4 protein-coding genes are annotated in these 18,839 nt (G+C 70.5%); 1 reads left to right on the top strand and 3 read right to left on the bottom strand.

Features of this window, described 5'->3' with window-relative positions; genetic code table 11:
* Positions 1-18: 18 nt before the first annotated feature.
* Both ACMTAK_RS07000 and ACMTAK_RS06995 read right to left on the bottom strand, forming a co-directional pair.
* On the bottom strand, positions 19-14,346 hold the full coding sequence (locus tag ACMTAK_RS07000; RefSeq protein ID WP_413805363.1) for a type I polyketide synthase: 14,328 nt from the start codon (positions 14,344-14,346) through the stop codon (positions 19-21).
* A 41-nt stretch (positions 14,347-14,387) separates the two neighbouring features.
* Positions 14,388-14,945 carry a hypothetical protein gene (locus tag ACMTAK_RS06995; protein WP_413805362.1) on the bottom strand — a complete coding sequence of 186 codons (558 nt, stop codon included), beginning with the start codon at positions 14,943-14,945 and terminating at the stop codon, positions 14,388-14,390.
* A gap of 351 nt (positions 14,946-15,296) precedes the next feature.
* Here ACMTAK_RS06995 and ACMTAK_RS06990 point away from each other — a divergent pair, with 351 nt between their 5' ends.
* Positions 15,297-16,694 (top strand): M28 family metallopeptidase, encoded by a 1,398-nt coding sequence (locus tag ACMTAK_RS06990; RefSeq protein ID WP_413805361.1) that lies wholly within the window; start codon positions 15,297-15,299, stop codon positions 16,692-16,694.
* Between the two features lie 85 nt (positions 16,695-16,779).
* Here the strand turns inward: ACMTAK_RS06990 and ACMTAK_RS06985 are convergent, their stop codons facing one another.
* Positions 16,780-18,813 carry a M6 family metalloprotease domain-containing protein gene (locus ACMTAK_RS06985; RefSeq protein WP_413805360.1) on the bottom strand — a complete coding sequence of 678 codons (2,034 nt, stop codon included), beginning with the start codon at positions 18,811-18,813 and terminating at the stop codon, positions 16,780-16,782.
* Positions 18,814-18,839 lie beyond the last annotated feature (26 nt).

The following is an 18,839-nucleotide window of genomic DNA, read 5'->3' as shown; positions in this document are numbered from 1 at the left end:
GGATGGGGGTCATCGGGCTCACGACTTTCCGAGCTCGTCGGACTTTCCGAACTCGTCGGAGATGAGGTCGAAAATGTCTTCTGCCGTCGCCGTCTCGAGCTCGCTGTGGGCCGCGGAACGCTCCGTTTTCCGTTCCGTGTCACTCCACTTGGCCAGCAGCAGCCGTAGTCGCCCCGTGATCCGGCGGCGGGCCGCCTCGTCCACCGCCGATGGCTCCGAGACCGAGTCCCACCGGTCGAGCTCCGACAGCAGATGTCCCTCGGAGGTCAGCTGCCCCTCGACGAGCCGCTCGCGCAGATAGTCGGCCAGCTCCTTGGGGGTGGGGTGGTCGAAGACCAGAGTGGGCGGAAGGTCGAGACCGGTGGTGGCGGAGAGCCGATGCCCGAATTCGACGGCCGTGAGGGAGTCGAACCCCAGCTCCTGGAACGGCTGGGCGGGTGGGATCGCGTCGATGGTGGGATGGCCGAGGATCGCGGCGGCATGCGTCTGGATGTGATGGAGCAGGAGCTGATGCCGCTGGGCGGGGGAGCCGGTGGCCAGCTGCCGCTGAAGCGAGTTGCTCAACGCCGCGTCGGCGTCCGGGGTGGCATCGGCGCCCGGCGACGCGGTGGCGGCCAGGTCGGACAGCAGCGGGCTGGGCCGCTGTGCGGTGAAACCGGCCGGGAACCTCTCCCAGTCGATGTCCGCGATGGTGATCGTGGTGTCGCCGTGGTCCAGGGAGTGCTGGAGCGAGGCGATGGCGAGATCGGTGTCCAGGGGACGCATCCCACGCCGGCGGTAGTAGTCGGTGACGGCCTCGTCGGCGGCCATGCCCGCATCGCTCCATGGCGCCCAGGCGAGGCTGGTGGCGGGCAGGCCACGGGCGCGGCGGTGCTCGGCGAGGGCGTCGAGATAGGCGTTGGCGGCGGCGTACGAGGGCTGTCGGCTACCGCCCCACGCGGCCGCACCGGACGAGAAGAGCACAAAGGCGCTGAGGTCGAGATCCTCGGTGAGCTCATGGAGATGGGCGGCCGCGAGCGCCTTGGGCCGCAGCACCGCCTCGATCCCCGCAAGGTCCAGCTCGGCGAGCGGGGTGTTCTCCGCGAGCCCGGCGGCGTGGACGACGGTGGTGAGGGGGTGTTCTGCGGGGATGGTGCCGAGGAGGTGCTGGAGTGCGGCGCGGTCGGATACGTCGCAGGCGGTGACGGTGACGGCCGCGCCCAACGCGGTGAGCTCTTCGGTGAGTTGGTTGACGCCGTGGGCGTCGGGGCCGGAGCGGCTGACGAGGTGGAGATGGGATGCGCCCCGGCGGGCGAGCCAGCGGGCCACATGCGCGCCCAGACCGCCGGTGCCGCCGGTGATCAGGGTCGTACCGGCGGGACGCCACGCGGGGGGCGCGGTGTCCGGGCAGGCGGCGCGCTCCAGACGGCGGGCCAGAGCCGTGGCGCGGATCGCCACCTGGTCCTCGGGCTGGCCGGGCGTCAGTACGGCGGCGATACGGGCGGGGGTACGGGCGTCCACGTCGGCCGGGAGGTCGATCAGACCACCCCAGAGGTGGGGGTGCTCCAGGGCCGCGACCCGGCCCATACCCCAGATCTGGGCCTGGTGCGGATGGGGCAGCGGATCGGTGGCGGTGGCGGCCACCGCACCCTGGGTGACACACCACAGGGGCACGATGAGCGGCGTCTGGTCGAGGGCCTGGACAACGGCGGCCGTCGCGGCCAGCCCGGTGGGGACGGCCGGGTGGTCGGGGTGGGGCGTCTGATCGAGCGCGAGCAGACTCAGAATGCCCTCGGGTGTGCTGCCATCGCGGAGGTGTGAGAGAAGTGGGGCGAGGGCGTCGCGTCGGGCGTCCACGCCATTGAGCGACAGGACTTCATAAGCCGCACCATGGGCATCCAGCGCTTGGACGGTGGCGTGGACGGCCGGGTGCTCCTCCTGCCCGGAGGGCACGAGCAGCAGCCAGATCCCGCTGAGGGTCGGCGCGGTGGCGGGGTCCGGCAGCTGCTTCCACACGACGCGATAGCGCCAGGAGTCGATGGTGGACCGCTCGCGGTGTTGCCGCCGCCAGGTCGACAGTACGGGGAGTGCGGGCAGCAGGGCGTCGATGCCGGGGCTGTCCTTCTCCAGCTGGAGCGTGCTGGTGAGGGCGTCGACGTCGAGCTCCTCGATGGCGTCCCAGAGCCTGGCCTCGGCCGGGTGGTGGCCGTTGACATGCCCGTCGGCGCGCGGAGCGGGCGGGGCGAGCCAGTAGTGCTGGTGGTGGAAGGCGTAGGTGGGGAGGTCGATGGTGCGGGGGGTGGGGGTGGTGGGGTACCAGCTGGTCCAGTCGACATTGATACCGGTGGTGTGGAGTTGGGCGAGGGTGTGGGTGAGGGTGTGTGTGTCGGGTTGTTTGTGGGTGAGGGTGGAGGTGATGAGGGGTGTTGGGTGGTTGGTTTGGGTGGTGTGGTGGTGGAGGGTGTGGTGGGTTGCGGTGGCGAGGGTGGGGTTGGGGCCGAGTTCGAGGTAGATGCTGGTGTGGGGTGTGGTGTGGGTGATGGCGGGGTGGAAGTGGACGGGTTGGCGGATGTGTTGGGTCCAGTAGTCGGGGGTGGTGATCTGCTCGTCGGCTGGTTGTCCGGTGAGGTTGCTGATGAGGGGGATGGTGGGTGGGTGGTAGGTGAGTCCGCTGATGGCCTCTTTGAAGGGTTCGAGGATGGGGTCCATCAGGGGGGAGTGGAAGGCGTGGCTGACGGTCAGTGTCCTGGTCTTGCGGCCTTTGGCTGTCCAGGTGGCGCTGATGTCGGCGACGAGGTCGATGGGTCCGGAGATGACGGTGTTGCCGGGTGTGTTGAGGGCGGCGATGGTCACTTGGCCGTTGTGTGCGGCGAGGTCGTCGGTGAGTTCGTCGGGGGTGGCGGCGATGGTGGCCATGCCTCCGCCGGTGGGGAGCCGTCCCATGAGGGTGGCGCGGGTGGCGACGAGGTGGCAGGCGTCGGGGAGGTCGAGGACTCCGGCGATATGGGCGGCGGCGATTTCGCCGATCGAATGCCCGATGACGGCGTCGGGTCGTACGCCGACGGAGTCGAGGAGCCGCGCGAGGGCGATGTGCAGGGCGAACAGCCCGGCTTGGGCGTAGGTCGTGTGGTCCAGCAGTGCTGCCTGTTGGGGGTCGTGGCTGAAGACCAGTTCCCGTAGCGGGTGCTCCAGATGCGGATCGAGCAGGCCGCACACCTCGTCAAAGGCCGCCGCGAAGACGGGGAATCGGTTGTAGAGTTCGGCGCCCATGCCGGGGCGCTGGCTGCCCTGTCCGCTGAACAGGAACACTGTCTGCCCGGTGGCCTCGGCGGCCCCGCCGGGGTGCACCAGGCCCGGGTGCGGCTCTCCGGTGGCCAGTGCCTCCAGCCCCGCCACCAGTTCCTCGCGGTCCTGCCCGATGACCACCGCCCGGTGGTCGAAGAGCGTCCTGGACCGCAGCAGGGACCACCCCACCTCCGAGGCGCTCACCTCTGGCTCGCCGATGATGTGCCCGGTCAGGGCCCGCGCCTGGCCTCGTAGCGCCGCGTCGCTCTGTGCGGAGATCACCCAGGGCACCACACCAGCGACGTCCGATACGGGGGCGGGCTCGATCGGCTCGGGGGCCTGCTCAAGGATGAGATGGGCGTTCGTGCCGGAGATGCCGAAGGAGGAGACTCCCGCCCGGCGGGGCCGTTCGCCCTGGGGCCATGGGACGGGTTCGTTGAGCAGGCGCAGGTCGCCCGCGCTCCAGTCGACATTCGGGGTTGGTTCGTCGATGTGCAGTGAGGCGGGCAGCACGCCGTGGCGCATCGCCATCACCATCTTGATGACCCCGGCCACTCCGGCGGCGGCCTGGGTGTGGCCGATGTTGGACTTGATGGACCCCAGCCACAGCGGACGCCCCTCGGGCCGCTCCTGCCCGTACGCGGCCAGCAGCGCCTGCGCCTCGATCGGGTCGCCGAGGGTGGTCCCGGTGCCATGTGCCTCGACGGCGTCCACGTCGGACGGTGACAGCCGGGCGTTGGCGAGCGCCTGCCGGATCACTCGCTGCTGCGAGGGCCCGTTGGGCGCGGTGAGGCCGTTGCTCGTGCCGTCCTGGTTGACCGCGGAGCCACGCACGACGGCCAGCACCCGGTGGCCGTTGCGCCGCGCGTCCGACAGCCGTTCCAGCAGGACGAGTCCGACGCCCTCGCCCCACACCATGCCGTCCGCCGCGGCCGCGAACGGCTTGCACCGCGCGTCGGGCGCCAGACCGCGCTGGCGGGAGAACTCGATGAACGCCCCCGGGGTGGCCATCACCGTCACCCCGCCGGCCAGGGCCATCGTGCATTCGCCCTGCCGTAGGGCCTGGGTGGCCAGATGCATGGCCACCAGCGAGGACGAGCACGCCGTGTCCACCGTCACCGCCGGGCCTTCGAGGCCGAAGGAGTAGGACACCCGGCCGGAGACCACACTGCCGATATTGCCCGTGGCGACATAGCCTTCGACGTCGCTCGCCGTATCGCCGGTGAGGGAGATGTAGTCCTGCGACGTCACTCCCGCGAACACGCCCGTGTTGCTGCCCGCGAGCGTGTCCCGGTCCAGACCCGCGCTTTCGAAGGTCTCCCAGGCGGTTTCCAGCAGCAGGCGCTGCTGTGGGTCCATGGCGACCGCCTCGCGCGGGCTGATGCCGAAGAACCCGGGGTCGAACTCGGCCGCCTGGTAGAGGAATCCGCCCTCGCGGACGTAGCTCGTCCCCGCGCGGTCGGGGTCGGGGTCGTAGAGCGCGTTCAGATCCCAGTTGCGGTCGGTGGGCATCTCCGCGATGGCATCGCGGTGGGCCATGACCAGGTCCCACAGCTCCTTCGGGGAGTGCGCGTCGCCGGGGTAGCGGCAGGCCATGCCGACGATCGCGATCGGCTCGTCCTGGGCGGCCGTGGTGGGGGTGTGAGCGGTGACGGCCATTTGCTGGCCCGTGAGTTCGGCGCGCAGATATGTGGCGAGGGCGTTGGGCGTGGGGTGGTCGAAGACGAGCGCGGGTGCGAGGTCGATTCCGGTGGCGGTGGCGAGCTGGTTGCGCAGCTCCACGGCGGTCAGGGAGTCGAAACCGAGCTCCTGGAACGGCTGGGCGGGCGGAATCGCGTCCGGTCCGGAATGCCCCAGGATCGAGGCCGCGAGGGACTGGATCCGCTCGAGGAGGAGCTGGTGCTGCTGCTCGGGGGTGGCGGCGGAGAGCCGCTGCTGGAGCGAGGTGCCTGCGGACCTGCTGGTGGTTCGCTCGGTGGAGTGGTCGGCGGCCGTGACCAAGTCGTCGAGCAGCGGGCTGGGGCGCTGGGCGGTGAACGCCGTCGGGAACTTCTCCCAGTCGATGTCCGCCACGGTGACCGTCGTGTCACGGTGGTCCAGGGCGTGCTGGAGCGATGCCACGGCCAGCTCCGGGCTGAGCGGAGACAGGCCGCGCCGCCCGTAGAACGCGAGCGCTGTCTCGTCGGCGGCCATGCCTGCATCGCCCCAGGGGCCCCAGGCGAGGCTGGTGGCGGGGAGTCCCCGGGCGCGGCGGTGTTCGGCGAGGGCGTCGAGATAGGTGTTCGCCGCGGCGTAGGCGCCTTGCCGACTGCCGCCCCACACGGCCGCGCCGGACGAGAAGAGCACGAACGCGCTGAGAGCGAGTCCCTGGGTCAGCTCGTGCAGATGAGTGGCGGCCAGGGCCTTGGGCCCGAGCACATGCCGCAGCCGCTCCGGCCCGAGGTCGGCGATGAGCTCGGTGTCCGACGTTCCGGCGGCGTGGACGACGGTGGTGAGGGGGTGTTCGGCGGGGATGGTGTCGAGGAGGTGCTGGAGTGCGGCCCGGTCGGAGGCGTCGCAGGCGGTGATGGTGACGGTCGTGCCCAGGTCGGTGAGTTCTTGGGCGAGTTGGGCGGCGCCGGGGGCGTCGGGCCCGGACCGGCTGATGAGGTGGAGATGGGGTGCGCCGTGGCGCGCGAGCCAGCGGGCGACATGGGCGCCGAGGCCACCGGTGCCGCCGGTGATGAGTGTGGTGCCGGTGGGCTGCCAGGTCCTGGGAGCGGTGGTGGGCGTACCGGCCCTACGGAGGCGCCGGGCGTAGCTGCCGGTGGCGCGGATGGCGGTCTGGTCCTCCGGCCCACCGGGGGCGAGCAGGGCGGCCAGACGGTCGGCGGTGTGGTGGCCGATGACGGTCGGGAGGTCGATCAGGCCACCCCAGCGGCGAGGGTGTTCCAGGGCCGCGGCCCGGCCAAGTCCCCAGATCTGCGCCTGCCGAGGGCTGGGGAGCGGATCGCCGGAACCGGTGGCGACGGCGCCTTGGGTGAGGCACCACAGGGGTGCCGGGATCTCGGCGTCGCCGAGGGCCTGCACGAGTACGGTGGTCGCGGTCAGCCCGGAGGGTACGGCGGCGTATTCGGGGTGCGGCTCGTCATCGAGGGCGAGCAGGCTCAGTACTCCGGTGGGTTCGCACTCCGTGGCCAGACGGGTGAGGTGGTCCGCCAAGGCGTCACGATCGACGGTACGGGTGTCGAGCACATGGCGGAGCGGGGTGGCGCCGTGGGCGGTCAGGGCCTGCGTGGCGGTTGCCACGGCGGGGTGGTCGGACTGACCGGCGGGGATGATCAGCAGCCAGGTGCCTGAGAGGTCCGGACGCGTGGAAGGAGCGGGAAGCCCCTTCCACGTGACCTGATATCGCCAGGAATTGATGACCGACCGCTCCCGGTGATGCCGCCGCCAGGCGGACAGCGTCGGAAGAACAGCGCCCAGCATGGGCCGCTGGTCCGCCGGTGAGTCGATGGCCGCCGCCAGGGCTTCCAGATCCTCGCGCTCCACCGCCTCCCAGAACTCCCTGTCGACCAGAGCCGCCTCCGTGGGCGCCGGGTCCGAGGAGGGGCCGGACGACAGCCAGTAGTGCTGGTGGTGGAAGGCGTAGGTGGGGAGGTCGATGGTGCGGGGGGTGGGGGTGGTGGGGTACCAGCTGGTCCAGTCGACATTGATACCGGTGGTGTGGAGTTGGGCGAGGGTGTGGGTGAGGGTGTGTGTGTCGGGCTGTTTGTGGGTGAGGGTGGAGGTGATGAGGGGTGTTGGGTGGTTGGTTTGGGTGGTGTGGTGGTGGAGGGTGTGGTGGGTTGCGGTGGCGAGGGTGGGGTTGGGGCCGAGTTCGAGGTAGATGCTGGTGTGGGGTGTGGTGTGGGTGATGGCGGGGTGGAAGTGGACGGGTTGGCGGATGTGTTGGGTCCAGTAGTCGGGGGTGGTGATCTGCTCGTCGGCTGGTTGTCCGGTGAGGTTGCTGATGAGGGGGATGGTGGGTGGGTGGTAGGTGAGTCCGCTGATGGCCTCTTTGAAGGGTTCGAGGATGGGGTCCATCAGGGGGGAGTGGAAGGCGTGGCTGACGGTCAGTGTCCTGGTCTTGCGGCCTTTGGCTGTCCAGGTGGCGCTGATGTCGGCGACGAGGTCGATGGGTCCGGAGATGACGGTGTTGCCGGGTGTGTTGAGGGCGGCGATGGTCACTTGGCCGTTGTGTGCGGCGAGGTCGTCGGTGAGTTCGTCGGGGGTGGCGGCGATGGTGGCCATGCCTCCGCCGGTGGGGAGCCCTCCCATGAGGGTGGCGCGGGTGGCGACGAGGTGGCAGGCGTCGGGGAGGTCGAGGACTCCGGCGATATGGGCGGCGGCGATTTCGCCGATCGAATGCCCGATGACGGCGTCGGGTCGTACGCCGACGGAGTCGAGGAGCCGCGCCAGGGCGATGTGCAGGGCGAACAGCCCGGCTTGGGCGTAGGTCGTATGGTCCAGCAGTGCTGCCTGTTCGGGGTCGTGGCTGAAGACCAGCTCTCGTAGCGGGTGCTCCAGATGCGGATCGAGCAGGCCGCACACCTCGTCAAAGGCCGCCGCGAAGACGGGGAATCGGTCGTAGAGTTCGGCGCCCATGCCGGGGCGCTGGCTGCCCTGTCCGCTGAACAGGAACACTGTCTGCCCGGCGGCCTCGGCGGCCCCGCCGGGGTGCACCAGGCCCGGGTGCGGCTCTCCGGTGGCCAGTGCCTCCAGCCCCGCCACCAGTTCCTCGCGGTCCTGCCCGATGACCACCGCCCGGTGGTCGAAGAGCGTCCTGGACCGCAGCAGGGACCACCCCACCTCCGAGGCGCTCACCTCGGGGTCGGCGTTCACCCGTTCGGCCAGCGCCCGCGCCTGGCCCCGTAGCGCATCCGTCCCGCGCGCCGATACCACCCACGGCACCGGCTCATCCACCGGCTTCGCCGAGGACGCCGACTCCACCGGTCCCGCCTCGACGGCTCCGGCCGCCGTCACCGGCTCCTCGGGCGCCTGCTCCACGATGACATGCGCATTGGTCCCGCTGATGCCGAAGGACGAGACCCCCGCCCGGCGTGGACGCTCGCCCCGCGGCCACTCCCGGGCCTCGGTCAGCAGGCGGACATCGCCCGCGTTCCAGTCCACATGGGGGGTCGGTTCGTCGATGTGCAGTGAGGCGGGCAGCATCTCGTGGCGCATCGCCATCACCATCTTGATGACCCCGGCCACTCCGGCGGCCGCCTGGGTGTGGCCGATGTTGGACTTGATGGATCCCAGCCACAGCGGACGTCCCTCGGGCCGCTCCTGCCCGTATGTGGCCAGCAGCGCCTGCGCCTCGATCGGATCGCCGAGCGTGGTTCCGGTGCCGTGTCCCTCCACTACATCGACCTCTGCCGGCGACAGCCGGGCGTTGGCGAGTGCCTGGCCGATCACCCGCTGCTGCGAGGGCCCGTTGGGCGCGGTGAGGCCGTTGCTCGTACCGTCCTGGTTGACCGCGGAGCCCCGGATCACGGCCAGCACCCGATGGCCGTTGCGCCGCGCGTCCGACAGCCGTTCCAACAGCAGAAGCCCGGCGCCCTCGCCCCAGCCGGTGCCGTCGGCCGCCGATGCGAACGGCTTGCACCGGCCGTCGGCCGCCAGACCGCGCTGGCGGGAGAACTCGATGAAGGTGGTCGGCGTGGCCATCACCGTCACGCCACCCGCCAGGGCCAACGTGCATTCGCCCTGCCGCAGCGCCTGGGCCGCCAGATGCATGGCCACCAGCGACGACGAGCACGCCGTGTCCACCGTCACCGCCGGGCCCTGAAGACCGAACGCATACGCCACGCGGCCGGACATGACACTCGGCGTACCGCCCGCGAGCAGATACCCCTCGACCTCCCGTGCCGAGGAACTGCCGGAGGCGCCGTAGCCCTGATAGGTGCCGCCCGCGAAGACGCCGGTGTTGCTCCCGGCGAGCGTGTCCCGGTCCAGGCCCGCGCTTTCGAAGGTCTCCCAGGCGGTTTCCAGGAGCAACCGCTGCTGGGGGTCCATGGCGAGCGCCTCGCGCGGGCTGATGCCGAAGAACGTCGCGTCGAACCCGGCCGCGTCATGGAGGAAACCGCCCTCGCGCGCATAGCTGGTGCCCAGACGCTCGGGGTCGGGATCGAAGAGGGTGTCCAGATCCCAGTCGCGGTCGGCGGGCATCTCCCCGATGGCGTCCCGGCCCGCGACGACCAGCTGCCACAGCTCCTCCGGCGAGCACACACCGCCCGGGTAGCGGCAGGCCATGCCGACGATCGCGATCGGCTCGTCGTCGGTGGCCACGGACGACGTGTGGGTGGTGACGGCGGCCTTCTGCCCGGTGAGTTCGGCGCCCAGATACGTGGCGAGCGCGTTCGGCGTCGGATGGTCGAAGACCAGCGCCGGAGCGAGGGCGAGGCCGGTCGTGGCGGTGAGCTGATTGCGCAGCTCGACCGCGGTGAGGGAGTCGAAGCCCAGCTCCTGGAAGGGCTGCCCCGGGGGAACCGCGTCCAGTCCGGAGTGCCCGAGGATCGTCGCGGCCAGGGCCTGGATATGGCGGACCAGGATCTGATGGCGCTGTGCGGCGGGCGCCGCGCCGAGCTGTTGCCGCAGCGGATTGACGTCGGCGGTGGCCGTGGGCGTGGCGGGCTCCGCGTTCGACGGCATCAGCCGGGTGAGGAACGGACTCGGGCGCTGCGCGGTGAACGTACGGCCGAACTTCTCCCAGTCGACATCCGCGATAGTGACGGCGGTGTCGTGGTGTGTCAGCGCGTGCTGCAATGACGCGATGGCGAGGTCGGTCGGGAGTGGGGAGAGACCCCGCCGCTTGAGGTGGGAGAGCGTGTGCTGGTCGGCGGCCATGCCCGCCTGGCCCCACGGCCCCCAGGCGAGGCTGGTGGCGGGCAGGCCCCGGGCCCGGCGGTGTTCGGCGAGCGCGTCCAGATAGGTGTTCGCGGCGGCGTAGGCGGCCTGTTGCCCGCTGCCCCATGTCGCGGCGTTCGACGAGAAGAGGACGAAGGCCGTGAGATCGAGGTTCTGGGTGAGGTCGTGCAGATGAGCGGCGGCCAGGGCCTTGGACCGCAGAACGGGCTGCAACCGCCCGGCGTCCAGCTCGCCGATCCGAACCAGTTCCATCGTGCCGGCGGTGTGGATGACCGCGGTGAGGGGGTGTTCGGCGGGGACGCTGTCGATGAGCCGCCGGAGCGCGGCGTGGTCGGAGACATCGCAGGCGGTGATGGTGACGTCCGCCCCCAGCGCGGTGAGCTCCTCGCCGAGCTCGGACGCGCCGGGCGCGTCGGGACCGGAACGGCTGATGAGGTGGAGACGGGGTGCGCCCCGCTCGGCGAGCCAGCGGGCGATCTGGGCGCCGAGACCGCCGGTGCCGCCGGTGATGAGCGTGGTGCCCGACGGCTCCCAGGGAGCGGGGGAGGTGTCGGCGGCGGGCACACGGGTGAGGCGGCGTGCGTACGTACCGGTGGTGCGGATGGCCACCTGGTCCTCGGGCTGCCCGGGCACGAGAAGGGCCGCCAGTCGACCCGCGGTGTGGTGGGTCATGGCGCCGGGCAGATCGATGAGACCGCCCCAGCGCTGCGGATGCTCCAGCGCGGCCACCCGGCCGAAGCCCCAGATCTGCGACTGCTCGGGGTGGGGGAGGAGGTCGCTGCGGCCGGTGGCGACGGCGCCCTGCGTGACGCACCAGAGCGGCGCGTTGACTCCGGCGTCATCGAGGGCCTGGAGGAGGGCGGTGGTGGCGCCGAGCCCGGCGGACACCGCGGAGTGGCCGGCGAGCGGTTCCTGGTCGAGGGCGAGCAGACTGATGACTCCGGCGGGCTGGGACTCCTCGGTCAGCCGGTCGAGACGTTCGCGGAGCCCGGCGCGATCAGTGTCATGAGCGTCGACCGCGTACGGGATCGTCGTGGCGCCGTGCGCCCGCAGCGCCTGGAGGGTGATCTGGACCGCGGCGTGCTCCTCCTGCCCGGCCGGGACGATCACCAGCCAGATGCCCGTCAGGGCCGGGGCGGCCGGGTCGGGGAGCTGCTGCCACGTGGCCCGGTAGCGCCAGGAGTCGATGGTGGAGCGTTCACGGTGTTGGCGCCGCCAGGCGGACAGTACGGGGAGTGCGGGCAGCAGGGCGTCGATGCCGGGGCTGTCCTCGTCCAGCTGGAGCGTGCTGGTGAGGGCGTCGACGTCGAGCTCCTCGATGGCATGCCAGAGCTGCGCCTCGGCCGGGTCCCCGGCAGCTCCCTCGAAGCTTGTACGGGCGGCGAGCGGGGCCAGCCAGAAGCGCTGGTGCTGGAAGGCGTACGTCGGCAACCCGACGACCTGGGGGGCCGGGTCGGCGGGGAACCAGCTGGTCCAGTCGACATTGATACCGGTGGTGTGGAGTTGGGCGAGGGTGTGGGTGAGAGCGTGTGTGTCGGGTTGTTTGTGGCTCAGGGTGGAGGTGATGAGGGGTGTTGGGCGCTCGGTATGGGTGGTGTGGTGGTGGAGGGTGTGATGGGTTGCGGTGGCGAGGATGGGGGCGGGGCCGAGTTCGAGGTAGATGCTGGTGTGGGGTGTGGTGTGGGTGATGGCGGGGTGGAAGTGGACGGGTTGGCGGATGTGTTGGGTCCAGTAGTCGGGCGTCGCGATCTGCTCGTCCGCCGGTTGTCCGGTGAGGTTGCTGATGAGGGGGATGGTGGGTGAGTGGTAGGTGAGTCCGCTGATGGCCTCTTTGAAGGGTTCGAGGATGGGGTCCATCAGGGGGGAGTGGAAGGCGTGGCTGACGGTCAGTGTCCTGGTCTTGCGGCCTTTGGCTGTCCAGGTGGCGCTGATGTCGGCGACGAGGTCGATGGGTCCGGAGATGACGGTGTTGCCGGGTGTGTTGAGGGCGGCGATGCTCACCTGGCCGTTGTGTGCGGCGAGGTCGTCGGCGAGCTCCTCGGCCGTGGCGGCGATGGTGGCCATGCCTCCGCCGGTGGGGAGCCGTCCCATGAGGGTGGCGCGGGTGGCGACGAGGTGGCAGGCGTCGGGGAGGTCGAGGACTCCGGCGATATGGGCGGCGGCGATTTCGCCGATGGAGTGGCCGATGACGGCGTCGGGTCGTACGCCGACGGAGTCGAGGAGCCGCGCCAGGGCGATGTGCAGGGCGAACAGCCCGGCTTGGGCGTAGGTCGTGTGGTCCAGTAGTGCTGCCTGTTCGGGGTCGTGGCTGAAGACCAGTTCCCGTAGCGGGTGCTCCAGATGCGGATCGAGCAGACCGCATACCTCGTCAAAGGCCGCCGCGAAGACGGGGAATCGGTCGTAGAGTTCGGCGCCCATGCCGGGGCGCTGGCTGCCCTGTCCGCTGAACAGGAAAACCGTCTGCCCGGTGGCCTCGGCGGCTCCGCCGGGGTGCACCAGACCCGGGTGCGGTTCTCCGGTGGCCAGTGCCTCCAGCCCCGCCACCAGTTCCTCGCGGTCCTGCCCGATGACCACCGCCCGGTGGTCGAAGAGCGTCCTGGACCGCAGCAGGGACCACCCCACCTCCGAGGCGCTCACCTCGGGGTCGGCGTTCACCCGTTCGGCCAGCGCCCGCGCCTGGCCCCGTAGCGCCTCCGTCCCGCGCGCCGATACCACCCACGGCACCGGCCCACCCACCGGCTTCGCCGAGGACGCCGACTCCACCGGTCCCGCCTCGACGGCTCCGGCCGCCGTCACCGGCTCCTCGGGCGCCTGCTCCACGATGACATGCGCATTGGTCCCGCTGATGCCGAAGGACGAGACCCCCGCCCGGCGTGGACGCTCGCCCCGCGGCCACTCCCGGGCCTCGGTCAGCAGGCGGACATCGCCCGCGTTCCAGTCCACATGGGGGGTCGGTTCGTCGATGTGCAGTGAGGCGGGCAGCATCTCGTGGCGCATCGCCATCACCATCTTGATGACCCCGGCCGCACCCGCGGCCATCTGTGCGTGCCCGATGTTGGACTTGATGGACCCCAGCCACAGCGGACGCCCCTCGGGCCGCTCCTGCCCGTATGTGGCCAGCAGCGCCTGCGCCTCGATCGGATCGCCCAGCGTCGTACCCGTACCGTGCGCCTCCACCGCGTCCACCTCGGACGCCGGCAGCCGGGCGTTGGCGAGCGCCTGCCGGATGACCCGCTGCTGTGAGGGCCCGTTCGGCGCCGTCAGGCCGTTGCTGGCGCCGTCCTGGTTGACCGCCGTGCCCCGGATCACGGCCAACACCTGGTGGCCGTTGCGCCGCGCGTCCGACAGCCGTTCCAGCAGCAGGACACCCACGCCCTCGGCCAGGGTCATGCCGTCGCTGTTGGCCGAGAACGCCTTGGACCTGCCGTCCGGCGCGAGCCCGCGCAGTTCGCTGAAGCCGATGAACGGTGCCGTCGAGGACATCACGGCCACGCCCCCGGCGAGCGCCATATCGCATTCGCCCTGCCGGATCGCCTGGCAGGCCAGATGCATGGCGACCAGGGAGGAGGAGCACGCGGTGTCCACCGTCACCGCGGCTCCCTCCAGACCGAGGGTGTACGCCACCCGGCCGGACACCACGCTGGCGGAGTTGCCGATGGTGAAGTAGCCGGCCGAGCCCTCGGGCACCTGGGAGGCGTCGGAACAGTAGTCGAGGTGATCGCAGCCGATGAAGGTGCCGGTCCGGCTGCCCCGCAGCGACTCCGGGTCGACCCCGGCGTGTTCGACGGCCTCCCAGGACGCCTCGAGGGCCAGCCGCTGCTGTGGCGCCATTCCGAGCGCCTCGCGGGGGCTGATGCCGAAGAACGTGGCGTCGAATCCCGCGGGGTCGTCGATGAAGCCGCCCTCGCGTGTGTAACTCGTCCCAGGGTGCTCCGGATCGGGGTGGAAGAGGTTCTCCACATCCCAATTGCGGTCGGTGGGGAGTTCCGAAATGGCGTCCCGCTCCGTGGCGACGAGTTCCCACAGCTCTTCGGGGGACCGTACGCCTCCGGGGAAGCGGCAGGACATTCCCACGATGGCGACAGGCTCATGCCCCGCGGACTCGACATCCTTCAGACGGCGCTGAGTCTGCCGGAGATCCGCCGTCACCCGCTTCAGATAGTCGAGCAGCTTCTCTTCATTGCTCGCCATGGTCGGCCACCTCCACTTCCCTCGGTCCGGAACGCTGAACGCTATTGGCGGCGGCAGTCGTAACTGCCTTGCAAAGTACTTCCGTCGGGGAAGGTGAAGCTCGTGGTGTCCTTGAAATGCCCCGGCCCGAGGACCTGGTAGTCATCCTTGAGGTCCAGCTTCACGCCCGTTGTCTGTCCTGAGGCATTCGGTGTGATCACCTGGGTGAGGGGACCCTTGAATATCAGATGGCCGTCCTTCCAGCCGGACGAGGTGTAGTTTCCGGAGGAACCCCAGTTGTCGTGGTACTGGGTGATGAATTTCCCGTCCACGGGATTCCAGCCGAAGGACGAACGGCCGACCACGTTTCCGGGTTCGAGCGTGGCGTCCGTATAGAGGTAATGCCCGCCCATGGCCCGCTTGGTGTTCAGCGTCAGCACCGCCGGGTTTCCGCCCGGCGGTGGGGTGTAGTCGCAGGTGTAGGAGCCGAGCAGAAAGTCCAGATCGCGGATCTGCGGGGGAGCGGGGAGCGGATTCCTGCCGCGCGGCGGTTTGCCTCTGGTATCGGGCTCGGCGTTCACCGGGGAGACGGTGAGCGCGATCAGGCTCACCGCTGCCACACCCACGACACCTGCCGGGACCTGCCGGGTCCACCTCCTGCGCCGGGCCGTGTCCCGCGGTTCCCGTTCCCGTTCCTCCGAGCTTTCGGTACGCACTCTCGACTCCCAACCGTCAATCGGGCGCTGACCTGCGGCTGAGCCGCCTGATCGGCGGCTTGTCCGGATACGGCGACCATCATTTGTGCCGTCACCAAAGTGGGTCTAACGCCCGGCTTGGCCTCCCCCGGACGAGACTTGGCCTCCCGGATGAGAAAAGGGGCGTCGCGAAAGAGGAGTGCTGGCCCCGCATTAGCTCAGCTTTAGCCCGCGCATCGACGATGAATGCCGACCATGGCGATGAGGAGGATGGCGATGAGCGGCTGGCCGGAGCTGGAGAAGTACATCGATCGGGCCCCCACCTCGAAGGAGATGATGGCCTGGATCGAACTGATCGTCAGCCAGGGCATTCGCCGGGCGGGCTATCCGGCCGACGGCTGGACCGAGGAGTGGGCCGCCGAACAATTCCGGGATACCGGTCTGGAGGACGTACGGCTGGAGCCGCTGGACACGCCCATCTGGCGGCCGCGGTCCGCCGCCTTCGAGATCTGGCCCACCGACCGGCCCGATGAGGTCACCCGCTTCGACGGACTCGCGCTGCCGTACACCACCCCGACCGAGGGCACCGAGGGCCCGCTGGTGCGGATGGAGGGCGGGGAGGTGCGGGGCTCCATCGCGGTCCAGGAGATCGGCTTCACCCAGCTGCCGCAGACCGAGGTGCAGGCCCGGGCCACCGGCTCCTACGACCCCGAGGGCGTCTTCCCCGACCTCGTCCAGACCGTGCCCTTCGACCTTGCCCATGTGCTGGACTTCGACATCGCCATCAAGGACGGCGCCACGGCCTATGTCGGCCTGCTCACCGGCCTGCCCTGGGAGACCAGTGACTTCTACTGGCCCTATGACGCCGAACGGCGCTCCATCCCCGGCATCTGGCTGAGCGGCAAGGACGGGCAGCGGGTCCGCGAGCTGATGGCGTCGGGGGAATGCGAGGGCCGGATCGTCTCCGATGCCACCATCACCGAGGAGACCACCCACAATGTGGTGGGCACCCTGCCCGGCGCCTCCGACCACTGGGTGATCGTCGGCTCACACCACGACGGTCCCTGGGCATCCGCCGTGGAGGACGCCTCCGGGGTGGCGCTCGTCCTGGCGCAGGCCAGGTTCTGGGCGTCGGTGCCCCAGGAACTGCGGCCGCACAACATGCTGTTCGTGCTGACGTCCGGCCACATGGCGGGCGCCGCGGGCACCCAGGCGTTCATCGCGGCGCACCCCGAGCTGTTCCCCCAGGTCGTCCTCGAAATGCATCTGGAACACGCCGCACGCCAGGCCGAGGTGGTCGACGGGGAGGTCGTGCCCACCGACGACCCCGAGGTGCGCTGGTGGTTCACCACTCAGGCACCCCAGCTGGAACAGCTGGTGGCCGAGTCGCTCGCGGCGGAGGACCTGCGCCGCTCATGGATCCTGTCGCCGACCGCCTTCGCGCCGAACCCGGCCACCGACGGCGCCTACTTCTACTACACGGGTGTGCCGCTGGTGCAGCTGATCACCACGCCCATGTACATCTTCGATCCGCGGGACACCCCGGACAAGGTGGACGAGCAGAGCCTGGTGCCGCTCACCAAGGGGGCGGCGCGGATCATCGCCGGTACGGCGGGCTGTGAGCCCGACACCCTCCGGGTGCCGATCCAGACCGCGGCCGACGAGACGGAGTAGGAGACCCTCGACCGAGACCGCCGGCGGAGCAGGACCGCCGAACGGGGACGGCCCGCCGAGTTCCGGCGGGCCGTCACCCGTCGCCCTACCGGCGACCCGACAGCCGGCACAGCGCCTTGGCGGTCCGATGCGGATCACTCTCGGAGCGGGCGGTGAGGACGACCGCGCCCCGCCGCTCGGCACCCTTCTCCGCGGCCACGGCGACTTCCACATCCACCGATTCACCTGCCCTGGCGGTGGCGAGACGGTTGGGCAGCCAGGCGGACCAGCCCCGGCCGACCGCCCTCGCCGACAGCCGGTAGACATCCGAGTCCACCGACGTGGCCGGAGTCGTCGCCCGGTCCCCGGTGGCGCGTCCGGTGTTGTCGAGGCCGAAGGTGCACATGGCCCGGGAGCGGGAGGGGTCCCCCTTGGCCTCGCCGCGGTGCAGGGCCACTCCGCGGCGCCGCGGTCCGGCGCCGTCCAGGGACTTCACCGCGATGGTGTACGAGAGCACTCCGGACCTGTCGCGCTTGAGGTCGAGCACATAGAAGTGCAGCCGGTTGGCCCGGTCGATGTACTCGTACTGGCTGCCGGAGTCGGCTCCGGCGTGGAAGAGGGCGTCGCTGAGCTGCCGGTAGTCGCCCATGGTGATCTTCTGGTCGGTGCCGTCGGGGCGCCAAAAGTCCACCAGGCCGATGTCCTCGGGGTGGGCGTCGACCACCCAGGCGAACGGGGCCCGGTCCTTGTTCTTGGTCTTGGCCAGCAGCACCCCGTGATCCGGGGTGAACGAGTCCATCCCCATGCGGTCGACGACCTCGACGGTGTAGTTGTCGTAGCCGCCGCCGTCGCACAGCGGGTCGGTGCCGTTGTCGCAGGGCTCCGACAGATCTCCGCCCATGGTGATGTTGACCCCGGAGAGCCCCTTCTCGCCCGGTGGCGCCGAGCGTGCGGTGACGCGGGCGACGACGAGGCCGGAGCTCTTCAGTGCGTCGCGGTCCAGCCGCAGCACGTTCTTCTCGTCCACGATGCCGAGTTTCAGCTTGTCGCGCAGCACATGCTGGGAGCCCATCGAGCCCCCGCCCGTGGCGGGGATCTGCCAGCGGGTGTGCGGTCCGCCGGGGCCGTTGAAGGAGCCGCGGGAGAGCATGCTCCAGATGCCGGTGTACGAACGGCTGAGGGGGGTGCCGTACGGGTTGTTGTAGTTGTCCCCGATGCCCAGGATGTGGCTGAGCTCATGGGCGTACACGGCCATGCCGGAGCTCTCGGCCTGTACCGACGACCCGTCGGCGGCGTTGGGCCAGATACGGGCGGCGGCCTGCCAGGACGTCCACGGCACATAGCGGGTCCGGGCGGAGTTGTCGCCCGTGGCGGCCGGTGGCCCCCAGGCGGCGGGTATGTCCGGTGCGCCCGGGAACTTCATCGGGCCGAACTCCTGCCAGGTGGACGACTCGTCCTGTCCGGCGGTGAGATAGAAGACGAAGTCGAACGAGTCCGCCTTGTCGGCGCCGACATCGGCCGTCCAGGCGGCCTTTCCGTCCTCCCGGATGTCCTTGCCGCAGGTGTCCCCGGCCGGGCAGGCGCCCGGGTTCATCGAGTCCTCGACGCCGTACTGATAAGACGTGCCCGGCATGCGGTACACACCGAAGGCGGTCAGATCGACCCCGATGCGGCCGCCGGAGTCCTCCATCCAGTACTCGTTGATGGTGTGACCGTTGTTCAGCGGCCCCGGTGTGTTGAGGAAGTCCTGGTAGAAGCGCGGGAGGCGGTCGCGCGGGATACCGGAGGCGCTCGGCTGCGGATTGCCGAACAGGGTGGACCCGGCCGGCCGGCTGACCGTGAACTCCTCGTCCGGATAGTCCAGAAGCACCAGCGCGCCCTTGAAGGTGCGCCGGGTGGGCTTGACGGCGGGGTCCGCCCAGTGGGTACCGGGGACCGCGCGGTAGTCGGACCAGGTCATGTCGTCGGGGTTGCGCCACTGCTGCGGATCGATCGGCCGCACCAGCGACGGCCGGGCGGGTCCGGCCGACGGTGTGCCGTCGGGGGTGGCCCGCGCGGGTCCGGCGGCGATGGCCGCCGCGGTGGCGAGGACGGTGGCGACGACGGTCAACCGGCCGACGGGTCTTCGGGGGAGGATCAAGGCTCACCTCGTGTCGGGCGTCTCGG

It is taken from the genome of Streptomyces lacaronensis, assembly GCF_047337785.1.
Taxonomy (GTDB): Bacteria; Actinomycetota; Actinomycetes; order Streptomycetales; family Streptomycetaceae; genus Streptomyces; species Streptomyces lycopersici.
Note: the sequence above shows the minus strand (reverse complement) of the source record. Positions and strands in the feature narration are given on the sequence as shown.

Bases quoted from the DNA above. Each gene is read 5' to 3' on its own strand.
- ACMTAK_RS06990 (WP_413805361.1), top strand. From the start codon at position 15,297: ATGAGCGGCTGGCCGGAGCTGGAGAAGTACATCGATCGGGCCCCCACC.
- ACMTAK_RS07000 (WP_413805363.1), bottom strand. From the start codon at position 14,346: ATGGCGAGCAATGAAGAGAAGCTGCTCGACTATCTGAAGCGGGTGACG.